The organism is Nocardioides litoris, assembly GCF_006346315.1.
GTDB lineage: Bacteria > Actinomycetota > Actinomycetes > Propionibacteriales > Nocardioidaceae > Nocardioides > Nocardioides litoris.
The window spans coordinates 17690-42124 of record NZ_VDMR01000005.1 but is presented as its reverse complement, the minus strand read 5'-3'; the positions used below and the strand labels follow the sequence as shown (position 1 = coordinate 42124).

At 75.4% G+C, this 24435-nt stretch carries 26 protein-coding genes; 11 read left to right on the top strand and 15 right to left on the bottom strand.

From position 1 onward, the window contains the following. The first annotated feature begins 3 nt into the window (after positions 1-3). Complete coding sequence (locus tag FJQ57_RS16255; protein WP_139982331.1) at positions 4-600, top strand: maleylpyruvate isomerase N-terminal domain-containing protein; 597 nt, start codon at positions 4-6, stop codon at positions 598-600. A gap of 54 nt (positions 601-654) precedes the next feature. On the opposite strand, the gene FJQ57_RS16250 is transcribed toward FJQ57_RS16255, so the two are convergent. Beyond that, positions 655-2058, bottom strand: coding sequence for a cytochrome P450 (locus tag FJQ57_RS16250; protein WP_139982328.1), 1404 nt, complete (start codon positions 2056-2058; stop codon positions 655-657). Positions 2059-2099: 41 nt separating this feature from the next. Between FJQ57_RS16250 and FJQ57_RS16245 the strand changes: the two genes are divergently transcribed. Next, complete coding sequence (locus tag FJQ57_RS16245) at positions 2100-2978, top strand: hypothetical protein (protein ID WP_139982325.1); 879 nt, start codon at positions 2100-2102, stop codon at positions 2976-2978. Between the two features lie 29 nt (positions 2979-3007). Here the strand turns inward: FJQ57_RS16245 and FJQ57_RS23650 are convergent, their stop codons facing one another. Beyond that, positions 3008-6001, bottom strand: coding sequence for a helix-turn-helix transcriptional regulator (locus FJQ57_RS23650; protein ID WP_170219474.1), 2994 nt, complete (start codon positions 5999-6001; stop codon positions 3008-3010). A 48-nt stretch (positions 6002-6049) separates the two neighbouring features. Further along, the gene (locus tag FJQ57_RS22630; RefSeq protein ID WP_170219473.1) at positions 6050-6211 is read right to left on the bottom strand and encodes a hypothetical protein; all 162 of its coding nucleotides are present in this window, start codon (positions 6209-6211) and stop codon (positions 6050-6052) included. 381 nt (positions 6212-6592) lie between these two features. On the opposite strand from FJQ57_RS22630, the gene FJQ57_RS16235 reads away from it, so the two are divergent. Further along, positions 6593-7222: a nitroreductase family protein gene (locus FJQ57_RS16235; RefSeq protein ID WP_139982319.1), complete on the top strand. Its 630-nt coding sequence runs from the start codon at positions 6593-6595 to the stop codon at positions 7220-7222. Then, complete coding sequence (locus FJQ57_RS16230; RefSeq protein WP_139982316.1) at positions 7219-7641, top strand: hypothetical protein; 423 nt, start codon at positions 7219-7221, stop codon at positions 7639-7641. The genes FJQ57_RS16235 and FJQ57_RS16230 overlap by 4 nt, the downstream gene beginning before the upstream one ends. Here the strand turns inward: FJQ57_RS16230 and FJQ57_RS16225 are convergent. Then, the gene (locus tag FJQ57_RS16225; protein WP_211349003.1) at positions 7638-8393 is read right to left on the bottom strand and encodes a dienelactone hydrolase family protein; all 756 of its coding nucleotides are present in this window, start codon (positions 8391-8393) and stop codon (positions 7638-7640) included. The genes FJQ57_RS16230 and FJQ57_RS16225 overlap by 4 nt on opposite strands. Beyond that, positions 8390-9703: a serine hydrolase domain-containing protein gene (locus FJQ57_RS16220; protein ID WP_139982313.1), complete on the bottom strand. Its 1314-nt coding sequence runs from the start codon at positions 9701-9703 to the stop codon at positions 8390-8392. Before FJQ57_RS16220 ends, FJQ57_RS16225 begins: the two co-directional genes overlap by 4 nt. A gap of 141 nt (positions 9704-9844) precedes the next feature. On the opposite strand from FJQ57_RS16220, the gene FJQ57_RS16215 reads away from it, so the two are divergent. The 4 genes from FJQ57_RS16215 to FJQ57_RS16200 all read left to right on the top strand — a co-directional run bounded on the left by FJQ57_RS16215 (position 9845) and on the right by FJQ57_RS16200 (position 13233). After that, positions 9845-10384 carry a DnaJ family domain-containing protein gene (locus tag FJQ57_RS16215; protein ID WP_139982310.1) on the top strand — a complete coding sequence of 180 codons (540 nt, stop codon included), beginning with the start codon at positions 9845-9847 and terminating at the stop codon, positions 10382-10384. 68 nt (positions 10385-10452) lie between these two features. Continuing rightward, positions 10453-11541: an HpcH/HpaI aldolase/citrate lyase family protein gene (locus tag FJQ57_RS16210; protein WP_139982307.1), complete on the top strand. Its 1089-nt coding sequence runs from the start codon at positions 10453-10455 to the stop codon at positions 11539-11541. Continuing rightward, positions 11534-12418 (top strand): HpcH/HpaI aldolase/citrate lyase family protein, encoded by an 885-nt coding sequence (locus FJQ57_RS16205; protein WP_139982304.1) that lies wholly within the window; start codon positions 11534-11536, stop codon positions 12416-12418. Before FJQ57_RS16210 ends, FJQ57_RS16205 begins: the two co-directional genes overlap by 8 nt. A gap of 230 nt (positions 12419-12648) precedes the next feature. Further along, positions 12649-13233 (top strand): DEAD/DEAH box helicase family protein, encoded by a 585-nt coding sequence (locus FJQ57_RS16200; RefSeq protein ID WP_139982300.1) that lies wholly within the window; start codon positions 12649-12651, stop codon positions 13231-13233. Here FJQ57_RS16200 and FJQ57_RS16195 read toward each other — a convergent pair. Continuing rightward, positions 13202-14074: a patatin-like phospholipase family protein gene (locus FJQ57_RS16195; protein ID WP_139982297.1), complete on the bottom strand. Its 873-nt coding sequence runs from the start codon at positions 14072-14074 to the stop codon at positions 13202-13204. The two genes, FJQ57_RS16200 and FJQ57_RS16195, sit on opposite strands and share 32 nt — an antisense overlap. 65 nt (positions 14075-14139) lie before the next feature. Between FJQ57_RS16195 and FJQ57_RS16190 the strand changes: the two genes are divergently transcribed. Next, entirely contained in the window at positions 14140-14808 is a 669-nt protein-coding gene (locus FJQ57_RS16190; RefSeq protein WP_139982294.1) for an SDR family NAD(P)-dependent oxidoreductase, read from the top strand. 54 nt (positions 14809-14862) lie between these two features. Here FJQ57_RS16190 and FJQ57_RS16185 read toward each other — a convergent pair whose 3' ends face one another. Together FJQ57_RS16185 and FJQ57_RS16180 are read right to left on the bottom strand one after the other, a co-directional pair. Further along, the gene (locus tag FJQ57_RS16185) at positions 14863-15432 is read right to left on the bottom strand and encodes a cysteine dioxygenase (protein ID WP_139982291.1); all 570 of its coding nucleotides are present in this window, start codon (positions 15430-15432) and stop codon (positions 14863-14865) included. Then, positions 15429-16346: an amidohydrolase family protein gene (locus tag FJQ57_RS16180; protein WP_139982288.1), complete on the bottom strand. Its 918-nt coding sequence runs from the start codon at positions 16344-16346 to the stop codon at positions 15429-15431. Before FJQ57_RS16180 ends, FJQ57_RS16185 begins: the two co-directional genes overlap by 4 nt. A 71-nt stretch (positions 16347-16417) precedes the next feature. Here FJQ57_RS16180 and FJQ57_RS16175 point away from each other — a divergent pair, with 71 nt between their 5' ends. Then, positions 16418-17185: a hypothetical protein gene (locus FJQ57_RS16175; protein ID WP_139982285.1), complete on the top strand. Its 768-nt coding sequence runs from the start codon at positions 16418-16420 to the stop codon at positions 17183-17185. Positions 17186-17253: 68 nt separating this feature from the next. Here the strand turns inward: FJQ57_RS16175 and FJQ57_RS16170 are convergent, their stop codons facing one another. Genes FJQ57_RS16170 through FJQ57_RS16140 form a run of 7 tightly spaced genes read right to left on the bottom strand, consistent with a single transcriptional unit; the run spans position 17254 to position 22717 of the window. Further along, the gene (locus tag FJQ57_RS16170) at positions 17254-18267 is read right to left on the bottom strand and encodes a M48 family metallopeptidase (RefSeq protein ID WP_246081854.1); all 1014 of its coding nucleotides are present in this window, start codon (positions 18265-18267) and stop codon (positions 17254-17256) included. A gap of 25 nt (positions 18268-18292) precedes the next feature. Beyond that, positions 18293-19348, bottom strand: coding sequence for a sulfate/molybdate ABC transporter ATP-binding protein (locus FJQ57_RS16165; RefSeq protein WP_139982279.1), 1056 nt, complete (start codon positions 19346-19348; stop codon positions 18293-18295). Further along, positions 19345-20127 (bottom strand): ABC transporter permease, encoded by a 783-nt coding sequence (locus FJQ57_RS16160; protein ID WP_139982277.1) that lies wholly within the window; start codon positions 20125-20127, stop codon positions 19345-19347. Before FJQ57_RS16160 ends, FJQ57_RS16165 begins: the two co-directional genes overlap by 4 nt. 21 nt (positions 20128-20148) lie before the next feature. Continuing rightward, positions 20149-20928 (bottom strand): molybdate ABC transporter substrate-binding protein, encoded by a 780-nt coding sequence (gene modA, locus FJQ57_RS16155; protein WP_139982274.1) that lies wholly within the window; start codon positions 20926-20928, stop codon positions 20149-20151. A 41-nt stretch (positions 20929-20969) separates the two neighbouring features. After that, on the bottom strand, positions 20970-21344 hold the full coding sequence (locus FJQ57_RS16150) for a TOBE domain-containing protein (RefSeq protein ID WP_139982271.1): 375 nt from the start codon (positions 21342-21344) through the stop codon (positions 20970-20972). Between the two features lie 47 nt (positions 21345-21391). Continuing rightward, positions 21392-21601: a TOBE domain-containing protein gene (locus FJQ57_RS16145; RefSeq protein ID WP_139982268.1), complete on the bottom strand. Its 210-nt coding sequence runs from the start codon at positions 21599-21601 to the stop codon at positions 21392-21394. A 60-nt stretch (positions 21602-21661) separates the two neighbouring features. Further along, the gene (locus tag FJQ57_RS16140) at positions 21662-22717 is read right to left on the bottom strand and encodes a hypothetical protein (protein WP_139982265.1); all 1056 of its coding nucleotides are present in this window, start codon (positions 22715-22717) and stop codon (positions 21662-21664) included. Between the two features lie 324 nt (positions 22718-23041). Between FJQ57_RS16140 and FJQ57_RS16135 the strand changes: the two genes are divergently transcribed. After that, the gene (locus tag FJQ57_RS16135; RefSeq protein WP_139982262.1) at positions 23042-24349 is read left to right on the top strand and encodes a choice-of-anchor P family protein; all 1308 of its coding nucleotides are present in this window, start codon (positions 23042-23044) and stop codon (positions 24347-24349) included. The last annotated feature ends 86 nt before the right edge of the window (positions 24350-24435 follow it).

Genomic DNA, 24435 nt, shown 5'->3' with positions numbered 1-24435 from the left:
CCCGTGCGCACCGACGACGACCCGGCCCAGCTCCACCGCGTCGTCGCGGACGGGTTCCGGGCCGTCGCCGACGCCACCCCCGCAGGCGGCTGGGACGCGCCCGCGCCGGTCGCGGGCTGGGCGGCACGCGACGTCGTACGCCACCTGGTGGAGTGGTTCCCGCCGTTCCTCGCAGGCGGCGCAGGGGTGCGGCTGCCCGCCGGCCCGCCGGTCGACGCCGACCCGGCGGCCGCCTGGCGGGCGCAGGCCGAGTCCGTGCAGGCGCTGCTCGACGACCCGACCACCGCCGACCGGGTGCTGGTCAACCCCCACCTCGGCGAGGTCCCGCTGCCCGAGGCCGTCGCGCGCTTCTACGTCGCCGACGTCTTCATGCACACCTGGGACCTCGCCCGCGCCGTCGGCCTGGGCGGACCGACGGCCGGGCTGGACCCGACGTACGCCGCCCAGCTGCTCGCCGGCATGGAGCCGATCGAGGAGGTGCTCCGCACCTCCGCCCAGTACGGCGCCCGCGTGCCCGCCCCCGCCGACGCCGACCCGGTCACCGCGCTGATGGCCTTCGTCGGCCGGGACCCCGCGTTCGGCACCCCGGACCGGGGGTAGTCCCTGGCAAGGATCACGGGTGCCGGGGCTCCGACCCGTGATTCTTGCCAGGGACTAACGCTGCTGGCGGCGGCGGACCGTCACCCGGGCACCACGACGCGGGACCGAGGTGATGTTGCGGACCTGGGGCACGTCGTCGCCGGCGGCGGTGACGTCGACGGCCCGGAAGACCTCGCGCAGCACCTCGACGCCCTCCATGAGCGAGAAGCCGGCGCCGATGCAGCGGCGGACGCCGCCGCCGAAGGGGATCCAGGTGCCGGTCGCCGGGTTGCGGCCCAGGAACCGCTCCGGGTCGAAGCGGTCCGGGTCGTCGAAGAGGTCGCCGCGCTGGTGGGTGACCACGATGGAGGGGCCGACCGTGACGCCGCGGGGCAGGTCGCGCCCGCCGATCGTGGCCGGTCGCACGAGGGTGCGGACCACCATCGGGATGACGGGGTGCAGCCGCATCGACTCCTTGACCACCGCCTCCAGCCAGGCGTCGTCGCCCTCCGCGGCCGCGCGGACGGTGCGGGCGTGCAGGTTGGGGTGGCGGCCGAGCTCGAGGAGCGCCCAGGCCAGCGCCGTGGCCGTCGTCTCGTGGCCGGCGAGCAGCAGGGTGACGAGCTGGTCGCGCAGCTCGACGTCGGAGAGCCGGTCCTCGGGGTCGTCGCCCGGCCCGCTGCCGACCCGGACCAGGCGCGAGAGCACGTCGCTGCGCTCGGCCAGGTCGGACGCCTCGCGGCGCTCCCGGATCTCGGCCAGCATGAGGCGGTCCAGCTCGTACTGGTTGTCGGTGGCCCGCTTCCAGACCCCGTGCCGCTGCAGCCGCGGGTAGCCCCAGCCGAGCAGCACCACGGGCGAGATGTCGATGACCTCGGTGACCCGTGGTCGGAGTGCGGCCAGCCGGGCCTCGTCGGTCACGCCGAAGACGACGCGCAGGATCACCTCGAGCGTCAGCGCGTTCATCCGGTCCAGGGAGCGGAACGTCGCGCCGTCGGGCCAGTGGGCGACCTCGTCGCGGGCCAGGTCGCCGACCAGGTCGGCGTACCCCTTGAGGGCGGCGCCGTTGAACGCGGGCATGATCAGCTTGCGGGCGCGCTGGTGCTCCGCGCCGTCCTGCAGCAGCAGGGAGTGCAAGCCCATGACCGGCCCGAGGATCGCGTTGCCCTTGCCGGCGTGGAAGACCTCGGGGTCGCCGGCGAAGATCTCCTTGGTGTGCTCGGGCCGCGTGAACAGCACCAGCGGGCGCCCGCCGGGCAGCAGCCGCACGGTGAAGGTGTCGCCGTAGGTGCGGTGCAGCCACGGGTGGAACCAGTGCCGGAACCGCATCAGCGCCACCGTCTGCGCCAGCGCCGGCCACCGCGGCCCCGGCGGCAGCGCGACGTCGGCCGGCACGCGCGCGCCCCCGGCGCCGCCGACCGGGTTGGTGCGGCGGAGCCGCTCGCTCGTGAGGGCCGAGACGTCGTCGAGCGCGGTCACGCCCTCGACCCTACTCGCGGGTACGCACCTACGCTCGGGCCGTGACCGGCCGCCGCGCGCTCCTCGTCGCGCTCGTCGCGCTGGTCGTCGCCGCCGGGCCGCTGGTCGCCTGCGGCGGGCCCGACGAGCCCGCACCACCCGGGCCGGCCTCGGCGCCGTGGCCGAGCACCCTGGCGGCGTACGTCGACCAGGGGCGGCTCGACCGGGTGGGCCGTGGCGCGTTCGTGCGGCTGGTCAACGGCGCCGAGGACGACGACGCCTCGGTCACCGTGACCCGCGCCGAGGTCTCCTCCGACCGGTGGGGTGCGGTGACGTGGACCGGCGAGGAGCGCTTCGTCAACGAGACCGACCTCGACCTCGTGCTGCCGCTGGGCCGCTGCGGCACCGGGTCCGACGCCACCGTGCGGCTGACCTACCGCCTCGACGACGGGCCGGAGCGGGTCTCGACGACCACCGCCACCGACCGGTACGGCGCCGTCGGGCTGCTCCTCGAGCGCGACTGCGCCCAGCGCACCACCGAGGAGGCGGCCTCGGTGACCACGGGCCGGCCCCGGGTCGTCGGGTCGGGGCGCGCCTCGGTGCTGGAGCTGCCGGTGCGGTTGGTGCCCACGGGGGCTCGGGCGGACGTGGCGTTCGCCGGGTTCGACCGCACGGTGCTCTTCGCGCTGGCGCCGGGCACCGCGGTCTGGCCGGGGGCCGACCCGGTGCCGCTGTCGGGCGCGCCGGTCGAGACGGTGCTGCGCCTGGTGCCGGGGCGCTGCGACCCGCACGCGCTGGCCGAGGACAAGGTCGGCACGCTCGTGCCGCTGCACGTCACGGCCCCGGACCTGCCCGCCGGCGCCGCGTCGTACCTGCCGCTGCCCGACGAGACCCGGGCCGCGCTGCGCCGCTTCGTGGCGACGCACTGCGGGTGGGCCTGACCTGCCCTGACCTGGCCTGACCCGCAGCCTCAGTCGATCAGGCCGGTGCGGCGCGCGATGGCCGCGGCCTCGGTGCGCCCGCCCGCGTCGAGCTTGCCGAGGATGTTGGAGACGTGCACCGAGACGGTCTTGGTGCTGATGTAGAGCAGCTTGGCGATCTCGCCGTTGGTGCGGCCGTCGGCGACGAGGCCCAGGATCTCGCGCTCGCGCGCGGTCAGCGCGACGACCGGGCCGGCCGCACCGGGCCGGACCGCGGGCTGGGGCGCGGACCCGATCGCCACGAGCTCGTCGAGCAGCGGCTGGGCGCCCAGGCGACGGGCGGCCTCGCGGGCGGCGTCGCCGAGCACCCGCGCGCCCGCGAGGTCGCCGGTGGCGCGCAGGATGCCGGCCAGCTTGGTGCGCACCAGCGCCAGCTCGTGCACGTGCCCGAAGTCGGCGAACAGCGCCTCCGCCTCGCGCCAGGTCTCCACCAGCACGTCGAGCGCCGGCGCGTCGACCCCGGCCCGCCAGCGCGCGCGGAGCACCTCGGCGTCGAGCCGCTTGACCCACGCCCGGCCCTCCGGACCCCAGTGGCCCGAGGGGTCGGTGTAGCGGTCGAGCACCTCGTGCCCGTCGGCGTGCAGCCGCTCCACGCGCGCCACCAGCGCCTCCCGCTCGGCCGCGCTGCGGCCCTCCATCGCGTCGGCCACCACGCCCACGGCGACCGCCGCCAGCCGGATGCGGGCGCTGAACCACTCGTGCCAGATGCTCGCGAGCACCCGCGCCGCCTCGTCGTAGGACGCCAGGGCGGTCTCGGGCTCGTCGCGCCGGCCCGCGGCGACCATCTCGATCGCGGCGGCGTGGATGGCGACCGCGCCCTCGCGCCGCCAGAACGGCCGCAGCCCGGCGATCCGCGCGGTGACGTCGTCACCCCGGGCCTGGTGGATCGAGAGCCGCAGCGTCGAGAGCATGGCCCGCGGGATCGGCGGCGGGAACGGGCCCTCGACGACGAACAGGTCGAGCGCGCGGTCCCACGCGCCCCGCACGATGTGGATCCAGGCCAGCTGCCAGCGGGCCTCGAAGCCGTACGGCGCCCACGGCAGCCCCGCGTCGACGGCGCGGTCGATGGCCCCGGCGAACCACCGCTCGGCCTCGTCGAACTCGGCCCAGTCCTCGTAGGAGCGGCCCACCAGGAAGCGACCGCGCAGCTCGGCGTGGATCGCGTCGGACTCCTCCGCCCGGGCCACCGCCTCCTGCAGCGCCTCGCGCAGGCCCTCCTTGGGGCCGGTCTTCTTCAGCACCGACAGCGTGGTGATGACGTCGGAGGCCATCTCGTGCAGGTCGAGCCGCTCGGCCAGCTCGAGCGCGTCGAGGCCGACCGTCTCGGCCTCCTCGAACCGCTCGTAGGCCAGCAGGATCCGGGCGTGGGTGGCCAGCACCTTGGCCCGCAGGCCGCTGTCGCCCGGGGGCGCGAGCGCCACGGCACGGGCGGAGATCGCGCTGGCGTCTGCGTCGCTCTCGGTCATGAACGACGCCGCGGCCTGGGCACTGAGCATCCGCGCCCGCCAGGTGTCGGGGGCGTCGGCGGGCAGCCGGTCGAGCTGCTCGGCCACGACGGCGACCGCGCGCTCGGGGTCACCGGAGGCGACCAGGGCGTCGGCGGCCTTGACGACCAGCTTGGCCAGGTCGACGCCGTGCTCGTCGTACCCACCCAGGTCGGTCGCGGCCGTCGGGGCGCTGAGGATCTCCAGCGCCTGCTGGTAGTGGTACGCCGCCTCGTCGGGGCCACCGACGGCGATCGCCTCGTTGCCGGCCCGCACGCTCGCCTGGAGCGCGGTGGTGCGGTCGAGCGCCAGCCGGGCGTGCCGGGCCAGCTCGGCGGCGGTGCCGCGCACCGCGCTCCGGCCCGGACCGGTGGCCCGGGCGCTCTCCTGAAGCGCGGCGACGTACCGGGCGTGCAGGGCGGTGCGCTCCCCCGGCAGGAGATCGTCGTACACCGCCTCGCCGAGCAGGGCGTGCCGGAAGGCGTAGGAGCCGCGGTCGGCGACGAGCACGTTCATCTCGACCGCCCCGCGCAGGCCGGCGCCGAGGGCCTCGGGCGAGAGGTCGGAGGTGGCCTCGAGCAGCTCGTGGCTGACCCGGCGGCCGCTCGCGCTGGCGGTGCGCACGACCTGGCGGGCCTGGTCGTCGAGCCGGTCGAGGCGCACGAGCAGCACGTCGGCGAGGTCGGCCGGCACGAACGCGCCCGGCTCGGCGGCGGCGCTGACGAGCTCCTCGACGAAGAACGCGTTGCCCTCGGCGCGGGCGACGACGTCGGCCAGCTCGGCCTCCGGCAGCCCGCCGGGCACGAGCTGGCGCACGAGGGAGCGGACGTCGTCGTCGGCGAGCGGCGCCAGCCCGACCCGCTCGACCCCGCGCAGCCGCGACCACTCCGCGACCTGGCGGCGCAGCGGGTGGCGGCGGTGCAGGTCGTCGGAGCGGTAGGACGCGACGACGGCGTACCCGTCGGCGTCGACGCGGGAGAGCAGGTAGCTCAGCATGTCGCGCGTGGACTGGTCGGCCCAGTGGGTGTCCTCGATGACCAGCAGCAGCGGGGCGGTGCGGGCGGCGGCCTCGAGCACCGCGGCCATCGCCCGGAACAGGTCGGCCCGGTCGAGCGCGGAGGTCTCGGCGTCGACGGGCTCGGCGTCGTTGAGCTGGCGGCGGACGGGCTGCAGGCGGGTCAGCGCGGGGTAGGACGCCGCGGTCTCGGCGACGACCTCGGGCCGCTCGGCGGCCAGGCGCCCGATCACCTCCGAGAACGGCAGGTAGGGCAGCGCGCTGTCGCCGAAGTCGAGGCAGTGGCCGGCGTACACCTGCCAGCCCTCGGCCTTGGCCTCGTCGCGCAGGGCGCGGAGCAGGCGGGTCTTGCCGACCCCGGCGTCGCCGGAGAGGAGCACGTCGGTCAGCCGGTCCGCGGGCCGTGGCGGGCGGACCCCGAGCGACGCAGCGACCTGTGCCAGCTCGGCGTCACGCCCCACCATGGTGCTGGACTGGATGGCCACGTGCTCCATCATCGCGCTCCGCGGGCTCGGCGGGTGGCCCGGCGCGGGTCAGCGGGCGCGGCGCGCCTCGCCGCGGTCCTCGCGGCCCGCCACGAACGGGACCCGGGTGCGGTCGCCGCCCCGGCGGCGCGGACGGCTGGCGCCCATGGCGCGCGAGACGCGCTCGCGGCGGTAGTCCATCTCGGCCTGGATGGTCATGTAGTCGTGCATGGCGGCGTCTCCTGCCTACCTCAGGGCCGGCCCGGTGCCGGCGTCATGAGGAGAGAGTCGTCGCCTGAGGTAGTGCCCCACATCGGGCAACCCACCTAGGCCCCACCGCCCCCTACCTCAGACCGGCGTGAGGGCCGTCACGACCCGGCCCCTTCGATGCCCCCGGGGGTGTCACGGCTGGCCGGCCGGACCGATGCAACTCACCGTCCGGTGCACTCACCCGCCCGCATTCGGGCGGGTGAGTCGTGCGGACGGTGAGTTGCATCCCCGGGACGGGCCGCGCGGCAGACACCCCCCGGGGCACCGGGCCGGCGGCGGTGGGGAGCGCGGAGGCCGGCCGAGCCGGCACCTCCCGCACCGCCCGGAGCCTAGGCTGGCGCGGTGGAGCTCCAGGACGTCGTACGACGCCGCCGCATGGTCCGCCGCTACGCCGAGACCCCCGTCGACCCGGCGGTGGTCGACCGGGCCCTGGCCAACGCGACCCGGGCGCCGAGCGCGGGGTTCAGCCAGGGCTGGGCCTTCGTGGTGCTCGACACCCCCGAGCAGGTCGAGCGGTTCTGGCGCGCCAGCAGCGACGAGGTCGACGCCCCCGGCCGGTGGCTCGAGGGCATGATGCGCGCACCCGTGGTCGTGCTGCCGTGCAGCAGCAAGGCCGCCTACCTCGACCGCTACGCCGAGCCCGACAAGGGCTGGACCGACCGCGACGAGGACCGCTGGGCCATGCCCTACTGGCACATGGACGCCGCCATGGCCTCGCTGCTGATCCTGCAGACGGTGGTGGACGAAGGTCTCGGTGCCTGCTTCTCCGGCCTCGCCGCCGGACGCGAGCCGGCCGTGCGCTCGGCGTTCGCCATCCCCGACAGCCACGACCCGATCGGCGTCATCACCATCGGCCACCCCGAGGCCGGCGGCGCGCCGGGATCACCCGCGCGTCGCCGCCGTACGCCGTGGCGGGAAGTCGTGCACCGCGGCGGCTGGCAGCCGGTCGAGGACCGGCGGGCGCCGGCGTGAGGGTCCCGCAGCTCGGCGGCCGCTGGCTGGGCCTGGCCCTGGCGTCCGGCTCGTTCCTGCTCGTCGTGGGCGGGGGCGCCGCGGCCGCGGTCGAGTCCGACACCGTGGGCGGCTTCTGGAACGGCATGTGGTGGTCGCTGTCGCTGGTGATGACCGAGGGGTTCGTCGGTGAGGCCCCGCGCACCACGGCCGGCGCCCTGGTGTCCGCGGCGCTGATGGTCACCGGGTTCGCCATGCTGTCGGTGGTCAGCGCCAGCCTGGCCTCGATCTTCGTGCGCAGCGACGAGCGGCCGGCCGAGCAGCGCGACGCCGCCGCCGACGCCGCGTTGGTCCGGGCGCTCGACGAGGTGCTCGAGCGCCTCGAGCGCCTCGAGGCGCGCCTGGACACGCGGCCCGGCGACGACCGCGACCGGACCTAGCGGCGCAGCGTCCGGTCGAGCAGGTCGCGCAGCTCGGTGAAGTGCCGCTCGGTCGCGGCCTCGTCGTGCATCGAGGTGTCGGCCATCGAGTAGCCGTGGGCGGCGCCGGGGTAGACCTCGTTGCTCGCCTCCAGCCCGTGCTCGGCGAACGCCGCGCCGAGGGTGGCGACCGCCTCGGGCGGCATCGAGCCGTCGTTGTCGGCGTGGCCCATGACGAAGGCCGCCCGCGCCGACCCGAGTCCGAGGTGGGGGCTGTCGGGCTCGTCGGTGGCCAGCCCGCCACCGTGGAACCCGCCGCACGCCGCCACGAGGTCGGGGTGCGCGCACGCGGCGCGCAGCGCGACCCGCGCCCCCATGCAGTAGCCGGTGACGCCGACCGGTCCGTCGGCGACGCCCTCGAGGCCACGCAGGGCGTCGAGGTACGCCGCCACGTCGGGCAGCACCTGGTCGCTCGTGAGCCGCCCGACCCGGGGCATCGCCTCGGCGAAGAACTCCTCGCGCGCTCCGGGCTCGCGCAGGTCGGCGGTCGGGGCCAGCGCAGCGGCCGAGCCCTCGCGGTAGAAGAGGTTGGGCGCCAGCACCACGTAGCCCCACGACGCGATCCGCTCGCACATCTCCGCGATCCGCGGCCGGAGCCCGATGGCGTCCATGCAGAACAGCACGCCGGCTGCGCCCCCGTCGTCGGGCCGGGCGACGTACGCCTCGGCGGACACGTCGGGGGCGGACAGCGTGACCAGCTCGAGCGTGCTCACCGGACCACCACCCCGGGACGCACGGACGCGGCCGGCAGCGGCGGACGCACCCCGTCGACCCGGCCCGAGCCGCCCGAGCCGCCCGAGCCGCCCGCGCTGCCGCGGCACGTGGTGGCCAGGGCGACCTCCAGGAAGTCGTGCAACGCGTCGGCGGCCGGTGTCTCCTCCAGGGAGTACTCGCGCCCGGTCATGGCCACGGTGACCCGTCGGCGCCCGTTGGCGGAGGAGAAGGAGAACGTGAGCGTGGCCCAGGACGCGCCGTCGTGGCCGTGGACGGAGCCTCCGTCGCGGCAGGGGTCGGGCAGCCGGTAGCTGCCGTAGCCGTAGGGCAACCCGTCGCGAGCCGGCTCGTTGACCACCGAGCGCATGAGCCGCACCGTGGCGGGGCGCAGCAGCCGGCCGCTGGACAGTGCCCACTGGAAGCGGTTGAGGTCGCGGGCCGTGGAGACGAGCGCGCCGGCCCCGGAGAACATCGTCGGGGAGAACTCCCGCAGCGGCACCTGCCGGCCGTCGCGCCCCAGCCCGGCGTACTCCACGAGGGCCGGTCGGCGCAGGCCCTTGCGCACGGCCCAGGTGCTCTCGTCCATCCCAGCCGGGCGCAGGACGCGGCGCTCGGCGAGCCGGGTGAGCGGCACCCCGGTCTGGCGGCGCAGCATCATCCCGACGACGACGAAGTTGGTGTTGGAGTAGCCCCACGAGGTCCCGGGCTCGAACAGGGAGGGCAGGCCCTTGGCGACGGCGAGCAGCTCGCGGTCGGTGCGACGGGGACCGATGATCGCGCGGAACTTGGCCAGCGTGGTGCCCTCGGCGCCCAGCGCGACCAGGTAGTCGGGGAGGCCGCTGGTGTGGCTGAGCAGCTGCCGCAGGGTGACGTCGGACCGGGCCGGCCACGCGCCGGGCAGGACGTCACCGATCGTGGTGTCGAGGGTCCAGGTGCCACGGTCGACCAGCTGCAGCGCCATCGTCGAGGTGACCATCTTCGTCACGCTGGCCGCGCGGAAGCGGGCGTCGGGCGTCGCGCGCCGGTACGGCGACCGCTGGGCCGCACCCGCGGCCCCCGACCACACCTGGCCGCGGTCGACCACCTGCGCGGTCACGCCGACCGCGCCGGCGCGGACCACCTTGCGCAGCGCACGGCGCAGCCGCTGCTCCTGGCTGCGGGGCGTGGGCCGCTCGGCCGTGGTGGGCCCGACCACGCGGGGCGCGGCCGGCGACGGCGAGGCGGTCGCGGCCGGGGTGGACGCCAGCAGGCTGCCGGCCAGCACGAGGGTGGTGGCCGCGGCGATCCGGGCCGGGGGACGGACACGCATGGGATCTCCCGAAGGTCTGGGGCGTCGCAGCCTTCCTAGCCGGGCGCGACCCGGGTGGCACCACCCCTCGGGCAGGCGCGACGGTCGCGCCGGGACCCCCGCCGACCACCGGTTTCCTAGGATGGTCCCGAGGTGATCGCCATGACCGAGGACCGACGGCCCACCGAGCGCGAGAAGGACGGCCGCACCGGGCAGGCGGCCGCGGCTGCCCGCATGCAGCGCAAGGACCGCTGGGTCGAGGAGCAGCTGCGGATCGCCATCGAGCGCGGCGACTTCGACGACCTGCCCGGCGCGGGCAAGCCCATCGAGGGGCTCGGCGACAGCCACGACCCCGACTGGTGGCTGAAGAAGCTGGTCGAGCGCGAGAACATCACCGTGCTGCCGTTCTCGGTGCAGCTGCGCCACGAGGACGCCGAGCTCGACGCGACGCTCGACGGCATCGCGTTCGAGGCCGAGGTGCGGCGGGTGGTCACCGACTTCAACGAGCGCGTCGTCGCCGCCCGCTACCGCGCGCCCGAGGGCCCGCCGCTGATCACCATGCCCCGCGACGTCGAGGAGACCGTCGCCGCGTGGGCCGAGCGGCGCGAGGCCCGTCGCGCCGCCCGGGCCGAGGCCGCGGCGGCCGCCCAGCACGAGCGGCGGGAGCGACGGCGGTGGTGGCGCCCGCGTCGTACGGGCTGAGGGACCACCCCGGCCGCTGCGAGATCGGTCATACCGGCGCGAGGTGAACGACTGCTAACTTCCGCGCCATGCCCGCATCCCAGAGCGCCAAGGACTTCTTCCGCCCGCTCGCGGTCGGCGCGCCCGAGCCGCTGACCTCGATCCCGTTCCGGCCGAGCCGGGCCATCCACTTCTTCGACCCGTCCAACGAGAAGATGGCCGCCAAGATCCCGCAGATGGTCGGCACCGTCGACGTGCTGCTCGGCAACCTCGAGGACGCGGTCAAGGCCGACAACAAGGTCGCGGCCCGCGAGGGGCTCGTGCGCATCGGCGGCTCGACCGAGGGCCTCGGCACCGGCGGCCCGACCCAGCTCTGGACGCGGATCAACAGCCTCGACAGCCCGTGGGCGCTCGACGACCTGACCACGCTGGTGCCCGAGATCGGCCACAAGCTCGACGTCGTCATGGTGCCGAAGGTGCAGGGCGCCGAGGACATCCACTACGTCGACCGCCTGCTCGCCCAGCTCGAGGCCAAGGCCGGCCTCGACCGCCCGATCCTGGTCCACGCGATCCTCGAGACGGCCCGCGGCATGGCCAACGTCGAGGAGATCTGCGGCGCCTCCCCGCGCATGCAGGGCCTCTCCCTCGGCCCGGCCGACCTCGCCGCCGACCGGCGGATGAAGACCACGCGCGTCGGCGGTGGCCACCCCGGCTACCTGGTGCGGCAGGACCCCGTCCCCGACCAGCCCGACGCGAGCCGGCCGACGTACCAGCAGGACCTCTGGCACTACACGATCGCCCGCATGGTCGACGCGTGCGCGATGCACGGCATCTACCCCTACTACGGGCCGTTCGGCGACATCACCGACGTGACGGCGTGCGAGGACCAGTTCCGCAACGCCTTCCTCCTCGGCTGCGTCGGCACCTGGAGCCTGCACCCCAAGCAGATCGCGATCGCCAAGAAGGTCTTCTCCCCCAGCGTCGACGACATCGCGCACGCCAAGCGCGTCGTCGCGGCGATGGGCGACGGCACCGGCGCGGTGATGCTCGACGGCAAGATGGAGGACGACGCCTCCCTCAAGCAGTGCCTGGTCATGGTGGAGCTCGCCGACCAGCTCGCGGCCATCGACCCCGAGCTGAAGGAGCAGTACGACGCGATCGAGGTCTCCGATGACTGAGGACGGGACCGGGGCCGCGTTCACGCCGCTGCGCTCGGTGCTCTACATGCCGAGCAGCAACGAGCGCGCGCTCGAGAAGGCCAAGTCCATCCCGTGCGACGGGCTCATCCTCGACCTCGAGGACGCCGTCGCCCCGGACGCCAAGCCGGCCGCCCGCGACGCCGCCTGCGCGGCCGCCGCGTCGGGCGAGTACGGCCGTCGTACGGTCACGATCCGGGTCAACGGCCTCGGCACCGAGTGGCACGACGCCGACATCGCCGCCGCCTCGGCCGCCGGACCCGCCGGGGTCGTGGTGCCCAAGGTCGGCAGTGCCGAGGAGGTGCAGCGCCTCGTGGCGGCCATGGAGAAGGCCGGTGCCCCCGACCACACGCGGCTGTGGGCCATGGTCGAGACGCCCGTGGCGATCCTCGACTGCCTGGCCATCGCCCGCGCGTCCGAGCGGCTCGCCGTGCTCGTCATGGGCACCAACGACCTGGTCAAGGAGCTGTACGCCGAGCACGTGCCCGGCCGGGCCCCGATCCTGCCCTCGCTGCACACCGCCCTCCTCGCGGCCCGCGCCGCCGGCGTCGCGATCGTCGACGGCGTCTACAACGACGTGAAGGACACCGAGGGGTTCCTCGCCGAGTGCGAGCAGGGCCGCCAGATGGGCTTCGACGGCAAGACCCTCATCCACCCCGGCCAGGTCGAGGGCGCCAACACCGCCTTCGCCCCGTCGGAGAAGGCGGTCGAGGACGCCCGGGGGCTCATCGCGGCGTGGGAGGGCGGCAAGGGCTCCGGGGTGGTCACCTACAACGGCCGCATGGTCGAGAACCTGCACGTCGAGTCCGCCCGCCGCACCCTCTCGATCCACGAGGCGATCGGCGCCCTCCAGGGCTGAGCCCTGCGGCGAGGGGTCTCGAGACAGCCGCCGGCGCGCCTTCCTCGACCACCGTGTGGCCCGGGTAGACCGGACCCACGGTGGTCGAGGAGGGACGAAGTCCCGTCCCGAGACCACACGACCGCAGCGGCTCCAGTGGTCTTGGAACGGGCGCCTGCCTTCCTCGACCACCGTGTGGTGGGCTCGATGTCCGGTCGCCACCACTCCGCACGACCTGCTCGACTGTGCGGGTGCACCTGGTCGTCCTGTTCGGGCCGCCGGCGGTCGGCAAGATGTCCGTCGGCCGCGAGGTCGCGCGGCTGACGCCGTACCGGCTGTTCCACAACCACGCCACGATCGAGCCGCTGCTCGAGGTCTTCGACTGGGGCACCGAGCCGTTCGAGCGGCTGCGGGAGGAGCTCCGGCGCCGGGTCATCGAGGAGGCCGCCGCCTCCGACCTCCCCGGGCTCGTCCTCACCCTCGTCTGGGGCCTGGACTCCCCCGCCGACACGGCGTACGTCGAGCGGCTGGTCGCCCCGGTGGCGGCGGCCGGCGGCCGGGTGTCGTTCGCCGAGCTGTGGTCGAGCCAGGAGACCCGGCTCGGGCGGGAGGGCACGCCGGAGCGGCTGGCGGCCAAGGCGTCCAAGCGCGACCAGGAGTGGGCGCGCAGGCACCTGGTCGAGTCCGACGAGGAGCACCGGCTGAGCACCGGACCCGACCAGCCGTTCCCGCTCGCGCACCGCTTCGAGCACGTGCGGGTCGACAACGACGCGCTGTCGGCCACCGAGGCCGCGGAGCAGGTCGTCAGCCTGCTCGGTCTCCCCAGAGCTCCGTGAGCTCGGCCACGTGGGCCGCGGCCTGGGCGCGGCCGGCCCGGGCCGACGGCGGACGGGCGGTGGGGTCGAGGACGTTCTTGCCGATGGCCGCGCGGGCGTCGGCATCGGGCGTGATGACGACGTGGCGGACGCCGAGGTCGCCCAGCTGGGCGGCCGCGCTGCGCAGCGGCCCGAGCGAGCGGTCGAGCGGCGCCAGCACGACCACCGGGTCGCAGCCCGCGGCCAGGTCGGCGTTGGCGCCCGAGCGCATGCCGCCGTCGACGTAGGTGCGGTCGCCGATCGGGATCGGCGGGTAGACGCACGGCACGGCGCACGAGGCGTTGACCGCGTCCTCCAACGGTACGCCGGCGAGCGGGCCGCGCGGGCCGAACGCCGCCAGCTCCCCCGTGCCGACGTCGACCGCGGTCACCACGAGGTCGCGGTCGGGCCACACGAGCCCGCCGATGCGCTGGGCCACCTGCTCGTAGCGCTCGGCCACCGTGGGCACCCGGCCGCGCGCCGCCTGCCGGACCGCGGCCCGCCCCAGCACCCGGCCGAACGCCTCGACGTCGCCGCGGGCGCGCACCAGCGCGGCGGCGTACCGGACGAGCACGGAGGGCCCGATCGAGGCCAGGGGCGCGGTGTCGCCGAGCTCGGCGGGCGGGAGCAGCTGGCGCCGGTAGAGCTCCTCGAGGCCGATGCCGGAGGTCACCTGCGCGCCGACGATCGAGCCCGCCGACGTGCCGACCACCCGGTCGGCGGTCGTGAGGTCGACACCCGCCTCGGCGAGACCGGCCAGCAGGCCGGTCTCCCACGCGATGCCCGTGATGCCGCCGCCGCCCAGGACCAGTGCTCGTGCCACGGGGCCAGTGTGGCGGGCCGCGCCGGCAACCGAAGGGGTGGGCGGGGCGCCTGTTGACTGGAGCCATGACGACTCTTGCGATCATCGGTGCCGGCAAGGGGCTCGGCGCAGCCGTGGCCCGGCGGTTCGGCAAGGAGGGCTTCAGCGTCGCGCTGGTCTCCCGCCACCAGGGCCGCCTCGACGCGCTCGCCGCCGAGCTCGAGCAGGACGGCGTGCAGGCGAAGGGGTTCGTGGCCGACGTGCGCGACCCGGAGAGCATCGCCGCCGCGCTCGAGCAGGCCACCGAGACCCTGGGACCCATCGAGGTCCTGCAGTACAGCCCGCTGCCCCAGAAGGACTTCATGCGGCCGGTGCTCGAGACCACGCCCGCCGACCTGCGCGGACCGGTCGAGTTCTCCATCTACGGCCCGGTCGCGGCCGTGCACCAGGTGCTGCCCGGCATGCGCTTCCTGCCCGACGACGCCAAGCCCAGCATCCTGTTCGTCAACGGCGGCTCGGCCGTCAAGCCCGGCCGCGCCGTCACGGGCACCTCGATCGCCTTCGCCGGCCAGAAGGCCTACATCGAGCTCCTCCACGACGAGCTCGCGGACGAGGGCATCTACGTCGGCCAGCTCATCATCGGCGGCCAGATCATCGCCGGCGACGACGAGAAGGACCCCGACGTCCTCGCCGAGCGCATCTTCGCGCTGCACTCCCAGCGAGACCGGCTGCGCGACCAGGTCAGCGAGGACTGAACCGGCCTCAGGCCGACCCGTCGTCCCCGACGGGTCAGCGGGACCGGCCGGGCCTCAGCCGTCGAGGGGGCGCAGCTCGTCGGCGTACGACACCGACCAGCGGCGCATGACGCCGGAGTCGCTGATGGAGTACTGCCCCATCCGCCACAGCGGCGGCGAGTAGGCGTGGATGGAGACCGACCCGTCGACGGCGCCGCCCATGCGGTGGATGTGGTCGGGGCCGAAGGCGAGGGTGCGGCCGGCCCTGACGGTCTGCACGACGGGCGTGCCGCCGAGCCGCGGACGGCTCTCGGTGACCGCGCCGCGGGTGACCGCGACGGCACCGGAGGAGGTGTCGTGGTCGTGCCAGCCGGTGTCGTCCTCGAGGTTCCAGCACAGCAGCCACACGTCGATGTCGGCGTCGCGGTAGAGCGAGACGAAGTGCCGGCTGCCGCGCTCGTCGGCGCCGTCGTGGCGGACGTACCGCTCCCACAGCTCGGGCCGCGCGGCGACCTCGCGGACCCAGGCCCGCAGCTCGGTCGACGTGAGCTCGCGGCCCGGCAGGGCAGGGAGGTCGTCGACGTCGAGCACGCAGGCGCTCGCCACGGCCGACGGCGGGGCCAGACCAGGGGTGACCAGTGTCATCGGACTCCTCCGTGGAGCAGGTGGTAGGGGTTGGTGGTGAACAAGGCCCGGGAGAACGCCTCGCCCAGGCCGGGGTCGCGGGGCTCGGCGTAGGGCCGGTCGGACCCGTGCACGATCGGGTCGACGCCGACGACCCGCACCACGGCATCGACGGCGCGCGGGCCGTAGGAGGAGGTGTCGTAGTAGACGTGGCGGTCGACGGCGCCGAACCGGCCGCCGCGTGCCGTCAGCCGCTCGTGGTGCAGCGGCGCGAGGCCCGCCAGGGCCGCGAAGCAGATGCGCAGCGTCGGCAGCAGCGCCCGCCCGGCGACGTGCCAGGCCATCCAGGCCGCGGTCAGCTGCGCGGTGTACGACGTCAGGGCGGGCCACCAGCCCGGCAGGTCCTCCCCGGGGCCGGCCACGGGCTCGGCCGGGCCCGGGTGCACCAGCACCGGCGCGTCGGCGGCCTCGACGACGGCGAGCACCGGGGCGAGCCGCTCGAGGGCGTGCGGGTCGAGCAGCGCCGTGGCGGGCACCTGGAGCCCGACCACGGAGGGTGCGGCGAGCGTGTCGCGCAGCCCTCCGAGGTCGGGCTCGACCAGGTTGACCGCCGCCCACAGCCCGTGGGCGGGACCGAGGTCGGCGGCGAGGCCGTGCCACGCGTCGAGCAGGGGGGCGGCCTCGGTGGGGTCGAGGGTCTCGATGCCGAGCGGCGAGCTCAGGGAGAGCAGGGCCCGGTCGACACCGTCGGCCGTGTCGGTCGCCTGCCGCTCGGCCAGGGGCGCGAGCACGCCCGCGCCGGGCACCAGCGCGAAGTCGGGCTCGCCGTCGAGCAGCAGCCGGTCGGCCACGACGCGCGGCCCGTGCGACCGGCGTCGCAGCTCCTCGACGAGCGCAGCCGGCCACGCGTGCTGGTGGACGTCGAGACAGGACACTGGAGGACCGTACCATAATTGGCCTATCTGTACTGGTTTTGTGTTGTTAAGCGCGTCGCTACCGTGGCGCCATGCCGTCCACCCTCGCCTGCATCGGTCTCGACGTCGCGGGCCTCGACGAGCTCAACCAGCACCTCACCGCCATGCCCACGCGCGTGGCCGGCCGGCTGCGCGGCGTCGAGTCGGTGCGCCACGACGACCCCAGCGGCTCCCGGGTGGTCGTCGTGCAGGACCCCGACGGCCAGACCATCGACCTGGTCCCCTCCTACGACGGCGTGCCGGGCGCCCGGCTCGGCGGTCTCGTCCCGCACGGCGCCGTGGTGCTGGCCGACGTGCTCGACGACGACGACCAGCTGGTGACCCGCCTGGCCGTCGACCTCGAGCAGCGGCGCCACCTCGGGGCCGGCCTCGCCGGCCCGGTGCGCGCGTCGGTCGCGGCCCTCGGGGTCGAGATGACCGTGCACGCCGACGCCGCCGCGTTCGCCGCCTCGGAGGCCAGCCTGCTGGGCGAGCCGGGACCCGAGGAGCAGCGGTTCGCCGCCGAGTCGTTCGTCTCCTACGGCGCCTTCGCCGACCCGGCCGCGGCCGAGCCGACCGCCCACCTGGCCGGCACGGTGCTGCTCTCGGAGGGCCGCACGCACGAGGTCACCGGGCAGCGGTTCCAGGTGGCCAAGGTGCGCACCCTCGGGTTCGAGGTGACCGTGTGCCTCGCCGCCTCGGCCCACCCCGAGGTCCCGCAGCCCGGGCAGGTCGTCGCCGGCAGCTGTTGGCTGGTCGCCGACGTGCCGACGCTCTGGACCGTCGAGCCGCCCCGTCGGCGGCGTCGCGGCCGCCGCTGAGCCGACCCGGTGGCTGGGGTGCGAGCGCAGCGAGCCCCGAAGTCCCGCGACCTCGGCGTCGGCGCTGCTCAGGCGTCGCCGCGGCGCAGCTTCTCGTCGAGCCAGACCTTCATGCTGCCGGCGACACCGGCGATGTCGTGCACCATCTTGCCGACCGCGTCCTGAGAGGCCTCGAAGGCGGCGGAGTAGGACCTCGCGGCGTCCTTGGCGGCGTCGGTGACCGCGGCGTCGTCGTCGTCGGCACGGCGCGGGTAGGTGCCGCCCAGCACGGCGGCGTACTCACCGGAGTCGACCCAGCGGCGCAGCTCGGCCGCCCGGACGACAGCGAAGGGGTGGGTGGTGCGCTCGACGAGGAGGAGCTTGAGGACGGAGTCGCGCAGGTCGCCGGACTCGAGGTACTCCTGGCCCTGGGCCATGAACGTCGCGGTGTCGAGCTCGCCGACGAGCCCGCCGCTCGCGGTCTGCATGTGGGTGCGGACCGCCGCCGCCGGGTCCTGCGTGGCCAGCAGCCCCGCCCGGTCGGCCGACAGCTCGGACTTGCGCTGCCACTCCATGAGGGCGGCGATGATGGCCCGCACCCCGAGCCCGCCGAGGGGGATCGAGCCCAGCACCCCGGTCATCGACAGCAGCCGGGCCAGCAGGGTGCGGTAGAGCGCGTGCCCGCTCAGGGCGTGCCCGAGCTCGTGGCCGACCACGAAGCGCAGCTCGTCCTCGGCCAGCAGGTCGACCAGCGCGGAGTTGAGCACGATGACTGGCTTGTCGAGGCCGATGGTCATGGCGTTGAGCGTCGGGTCGGCGCGCACGAAGAGCTCGGGCACCTCGGGCGCGTCGAGGACCCGGCAGGCGTCGAGGAGCAGGTAGTGCAGGGTGGGGAACTGGCGCTCGTCGACCCGGACGGCCGTGCCGAGCAGCAGCAGCCGGGTCGTCCGCTCGTTGACGAGCCCCGAGACCGCCTTGAGCACGGTGTCGAAGCCGCGCAGCTTGCGCAGCGCGACCAGCGCGCCGCGGTCGGCCGGGTGCTCCCAGGCGCGGGAGCTGATGCCGGGCAGGGGCTGGCGCGAGCGCACGGGTGGGGTCGTCACGCGCACAGGGTAGGCAGGTCGCCGGTCAGGCGGGGTAGACCTCGACCTCGGTCGCCTTCACCGAGAACCACACCCGGAGCCCGGGCACCAGCTCCAGCTCGGCCGCGGCCTGCGGGGTGACGTCGGCGGCCAGGTCGCCCGCGCGGACCCGGACGAGGTCGCCCAGCGGCTCGACCGCGGCGACCTCGGTGGCCACGACGTTGCGCGGGCTGCCGTGCGGCTCCTCGCGGTAGACCGCGACCGCGGTCGGGCGGAACGCCGCCACCGCCGAGGTCCCGCGGGCGGGCCCGTCACCGACGACGCGCCCTCCCACGACGCCGCCGTCGGGCAGCACCAGGTGGTCGCCGTCCCAGCGGCCCGCGACGACGTTGAGACCGGCCAGCCGGGCGGCGAACGCCGACCGGGGCCGGGTGAGCACCTCACGGCTGGGGCCCTCCTCGACCACCCGCCCGCCGTCGAGGACGACGACCCGGTCGGCCAGCAGCAGGGCGTCGAGCACGTCGTGGGTGACCAGCACGCAGGTGCGCTCGGCCAGCACCCGGCGCAGCACCTGGCGCAGCGCCGGCGTGACCGCGACGTCGAGCGCGGCCATCGGCTCGTCGAGCAGCAGCAGGTCGGGCTCGGCGGCCAGTGCCCGCGCCACCGCCGCCCGCTGGGCCTGCCCGCCCGAGACCTGGCCGGGACGACGGTCGGCCAGCTCGGCGATGCCCACCTCCTCCAGCCACGACCGGGCCCGCTCCCGCGCGGCCGTGCGGCCCGCCCCCGTGCTGCGGGGGCCGAAGGCCACGTTGTCGAGGACGCTCAGGTGCGGGAAGAGCAGCGGGTCCTGGGCGAGCAGGGCCACCCGCCGGCGGTGCGGCGCCAGGTCGACGCGCCCCCGCCCCCCGCCGTACGACGCCAGGACGCGTCCCGCGAGCTCGACCCGACCGGTGGCCGGTCGCAGCAGCCCGGCCACGACGGAGAGCAGCGTCGACTTGCCCGCACCGTTGGGCCCGAGCAGCGCGACCGTCTCGCCGGGCGCGACCGCGAGGCTGACGTCGACGTCGCGCTCGGGCACGGTGGCGGTGACGACCAGGCTCATGCGGCCCGCCGCTGGCCGGCCAGGCCGATGACGAGCACGGCGACGACGACCAGCACCAGGGCCAGGGCGATGGCGGCGTCGGGGTCGGTCTCGCGCTGCAGGTAGATCTCGAGCGGCAGGGTGCGGGTGACGCCCTCCCGGCTGCCGGCGAAGGTGATGGTGGCGCCGAACTCGCCGAGCGAGCGGGCGAAGGCGAGCACCGCCCCGGAGAGCAGGCCCGGCAGGGCCAGCGGCAGCGTCACGCGCAGCAGCACCGTGGTCGGCCGGGCGCCGAGCGAGGCGGCGACGACCTCGTAGCGCTCCCCCGCGGTGCGCAGCGCTCCCTCGAGGCTGACGACGAGGAAGGGCAGGGCCACGAACGTCTGCGCCATGACGACGGCGAGGGTCGAGAACGCGATCTCCTCCCCCAGCACCGGGAACGTCTCCCCCACCAACCCGCGGCGGCCGAAGGTGTAGAGCAGGGCCAGGCCGCCGACCACCGGGGGCAGCACGAGCGGCAGCAGCACCAGCGAGCGCAGCACGCCCTGGCCGGGGAAGCGGGTGCGCGCCAGCACCAGCGCCATCGGCACCCCGACCACGACGCAGGCCGCGGTGCTCGCTGCCGAGGTGCGCAGGCTCAGGGCCAGCGCCGCCCGCGAGGACTCGGAGGTGATGAGCGCCCCGAAGCTCGACCAGTCGACCTGGGCGACGACCGCCACCAGCGGCAGCAGCACGAAGACCGCGCCCAGCGCCGCCGGGACGACGACCCAGCGCGGGAGGCCGACCGGGCGGGTGCTCACCGAGCTGACCCTACGGCCGGGTCACGGGGCGCCGAAGCCCGCGTCGGCCAGCACCTGCTGCCCCTCGTCGCTGAGGACGAGCGCCACGAATTCGGCCGCCAGCTCGGCCTGGTCGCTCGAGGCGAGCGGCGCGATCGGGTAGCGGTTGACGACGTCGGCGGCCTCGGGCACCTCGACGCCGGTCACCTCGTCCCCAGCGGCGATGACGTCGGTGCGGTAGACGAGGCCGGCGTCGGCCTGGCCCGAGGTGACCTTGCCCAGGACGTCGGTCACCGACTGCTCCTCGCTGACGGGGTCGAGGGCCACGCCCGCCGCCTCGGCCACGCCCTGCGCGGCGGCACCGCACGGCACCTCGGGCGCGCAGGTGACCAGGTCGACGTCGGACCCCTCGGCCACGTCGGCCAGGCCGGCGATGCCGTCGGGGTTGCCCGGCTGGGTGGCGATCTCGAGGGTGTTGGTGGCGAACACCTGCGGCTCCGCGCCGAGCTCGTCGGCCGAGAGCTTGTCCATGTTGGCCTCGTCGGCCGTGGCGAGGACGTCGGCGTCGGCGCCGTTCTGGACCTGGGTGACGAGGTCGGAGGAGCCACCGAGCTGGAGCTGGACGTCGACGCCCTCGTGGGAGGCCTCGAAGTCCTGCTCGAGCTGGCCGAACGAGTCGGTCAGCGAGGCCGCGGCGAAGACCACGAGCGTGGTGCCGCCCGTGCCGCCGGCCCCTGCGCCGGACCCGTCGTCGTCACCCCCGCACGCGGCGAGGCCGGAGGCGGCGAGCAGGACGGCGGGCAGCAGCGGGAGCAGGCGCATGGCCCGACCATACCTAGGTATTGCCTAGATGTGTGCCGAGGTCAGGCCTCGACGATCACCGTGGTCGCCTTGACCACGGCCGTGGCCGGCGACCCGGGCTCCAGGCCGAGGTCGTCGGCGGCCTCGCGGCTCATGAGCGAGACGATCCGGTAGTCGCCGCAGGCGAGCTCGACCTGCGCCATCACGTCGTCCCTCTTGACCGACACGACGATGCCGGCCATCCGGTTGCGGGCGCTGCTGGCCGACCGGGGCGCCGGGTGCCGGGCGAGCAGGTCGGGCAGACGGTCGGACCGCAGCACCCGCTGCCCGCGCTGGCGCTCGAACTCGACCCGCCCGTCGGCCTCCCAGCGCCGCAGCGTGTCGACGCTGACGCCGAGGGCCGAGGCGACCTCACCGATGCGCAGGTAGTCGGCCACCCCGGCAGCCTAGGGCCGCCGGCGCCGCGGCGCCCGGCGCCGCGGCGTCACTCGACGCCGAGGCCGACCTCGGTCGACTTGATGAGCACCACGACCTCGCTGCCCTCGGCCAGGCCGAGGTCCTCGGCCGCCTCGCGGGTGATCGACGACGTCACGGACTCGCCGCCCTCCAGCTGGACCTTGACCACCGCCATGGCCTCGCCGGTCGTGATCGAGGTGACGGTGCCGGCGAGCTGGTTGCGGGTCGAGAGCTTCACGGGTTCCTCCGGTGGTTGCGGGGGGTCGATGTCGCGCCCAACCTAGCCAGCGGGACCCGCTCAGACGTCCACCCCGGCGCAGCTGCGCTGGGCCAGGCCCACCGGCGCGAGGTCGAGCGTCGGGCGCTCCCAGGGCGCGGTGAGCGCCGAAGCCAGCGCGGCCGGGTCACCGTCCTCGGCAGCGTCGAGCCGGGCCTGCCACCCGTCGGCCCGCTCCGCGGCGAGGTCGAGCACCTCCTGCCAGGCAGCGGGGTCGGGAGCACCCGCCGCGTCGACGCCGGCGAGGGCGTCGCTCGTCTCACGCCACTCCTCCGCACCGCGGGCGAGGGCGTCGCGCAGCGGGTCGGTGGGCTCGACCGGGCCGCCGCTCGCGGCGCTCACCACCTGCCCGACGGTCGCGACGTCCTCCGCCCACCGCTCGGTCCAGCGCCGGGTGACCACGTCGGTGCAGGCCTGGCTGGCCGCGGAGACGAACGCGACCGCGTCGGCGGCCGGCTGCTCCGGCTGCGGGTTGCCGGCGATCGCACAGTCGGTGCGGTCCAGGCCGAGCGAGGGCAGCACGCCCGCCAGGGGGCTGGTGCCGGCCGACTCCTCGAAGACGGTCTTGACCGCGCTCCACTCGCTGCCGTCGCGCAGCACGGCGGCGCGTGCCCCGAAGCTCACCGCCGCGTCGTCGTACGACGCCACGAACGCGTCCCAGTCGGTGGCCTCGGCCGGGGCGTCGACGCCGGCGAGTCCCGCTGCGATGCCGCGGAGCACCTCGGCGTGGGCGTCCAGGGTGTCGGCCCAGCCGGTGCGCTCGGCCTCGGGCGCGGGCTCCCGGCCGCGGACGACGCCGACGAACACGACGCCGGTGTCGGGCAGCGGACCGGCGGCCATCGCCTGGTCGACGGCCTCGGTGCACGCGCGTGCGGCCGCGACCCGGAAGGTCGTCAGCGGCGCGGCGTCGGGCTCCAGCGTGGGGGCGACCGACGGCGCGGCCGAGGACCCGGCGGACGCCGGCTCGGCTCCGGACCCGTCCTCGTCGCCGCAGCCGGCGAGCAGGGCCAGCCCGGTGGCGGCGGCCAGGGCGAGGGTCGCGCCGCGACGCCAGGTGGGTCGGGGGTGCAGGGCCATGGTCGACCTCCTCGATGGGGGACCCCCATCATGCCGCCTGCCGCCACCCCGCCCGGCGGGGGCGGGTCGGGCGCGAAGGTGAAATCTCTCGGGCACGGCGTCCAGTCCTGCCCGTTCACCCACGCGGCGCCCGCGGGGGCGGTTAGCCTGCGCAAGCCTCCGCCGTCCATGCACCCCCATTCCTGGTCACGGAGGTCCGACGTGGCCTGCCTAGACCACCGTCGGTCCGCGCATCACGGTCACGACCCTCGGGTACGTGGCGAGCCCTGCAGTCCGCTCACTCGGGTGTGCACTCCTCCCCCCAAACTCCTCCAGGAGACCCCCATGCGTCGCCTCATCCCCGTCGCCGTCGCAGCCGCCGCCCTCGTGGCGACCCAGCTGCCGGCGACGTCCACCGCCCTCGCGGCCCCGGCACCGGACGCCGTGTCCGCCGTGTCCGGCGTCGCGGCCAAGGTCGCGGGCCCCAAGGTCCGCACCAAGTTCGCCCTCCGCACCGTCGCCTACGGCACCCGCGTCGACGGGGGCTCGCTCCCGGCCGGCTCCAGCGCCACCGCCTACGACCGCATCAGCTGCACCAACCAGACCGGCCGGGAGCGCGTCAACTTCGTCGCCGACCAGGTCATCCCCGGTCTCGGCAAGGCCGAGGGCATCCGCACCCGGGTCTGGACGGCCAAGAAGGGCAACCGCGTCTCGGCCTACTCCATGCACCAGATCGCCAAGCTGACGATCGGCAACCCGAGCGTCGGGGCCCTCGAGATCACCGGCCTGAAGTCGGTCAGCGAGGCCTTCAACGACAACGGCCGCTACGGCACCACCTTCGACAGCGAGGTCGCCCGGATCGTCCTGAAGGCCGGGACCCGCGTGGTCGCCAGCTACCCGATCCCCTCGCCCAAGCGGGCCCTGACCATCCCCGGCCTCCTGCGCATCGCCCTCGGCACCGCCGAGCGTCGCACGGGCCCCCGCTCGGCCGACGTCTTCGGCAACGCCCTCGAGATCACGGTCCTGCCGACCGGCACCAAGGCCCGCGTCGCGCAGACCAACGCGCGGATCGCGGGCGGCATCGAGCAGGGTGTCTTCAACGGCTACTCCGCCGGCGTCGAGGCCCGCGCCCTCGCCGACAACACCCGCGTCGGTCGCCAGCCGCTCAACCCGCTGCCCTGCCGCGGCAGCGACCTCAGGGTCGAGCGGGTCGCGGGCGTCAACCTCGGGTCGCTCGGTGGCCTGCGCGGCGTCGCCGCCACCGCCCAGGGCACCAACCGGCCCCGGGTCGCCCGGGGCACGGTGACCGGCTCGGTCGCCCAGGCCTCGCTCCTCGACGGTCGCGTGCGGATCGAGGGCATCAAGGCCGTCGCCACCGCCCAGCGCAAGGACGGCAAGCTGACCCGCAGCAGCGAGGGCAGCACCGTGCTCGACGTGACGATCGACGGCCGGAAGTTCAGCTTCCCGGCCCTCGGGAAGATCACGATCCCCGGCCTGGTCGAGCTCGACGACGAGGTCGTGGAGAAGACCCAGAACGGCCTGAAGGTCATCGGCCTGCGGGTCAAGGTCCTCAACGGGACCGGCGCGGTCGTCGACCTCGGCGTCGCCCAGATCGGCGTCCGGCCCGGCGTCTCGCCGAAGAAGCGCCGCTGACCGGCTGACGGCCGGCCAGCACAGCCGGCCCAGCACAGCCGGCCCCGCACAGCCGGCCCCGCACGACCGCCGCGACGGCCGTCCGC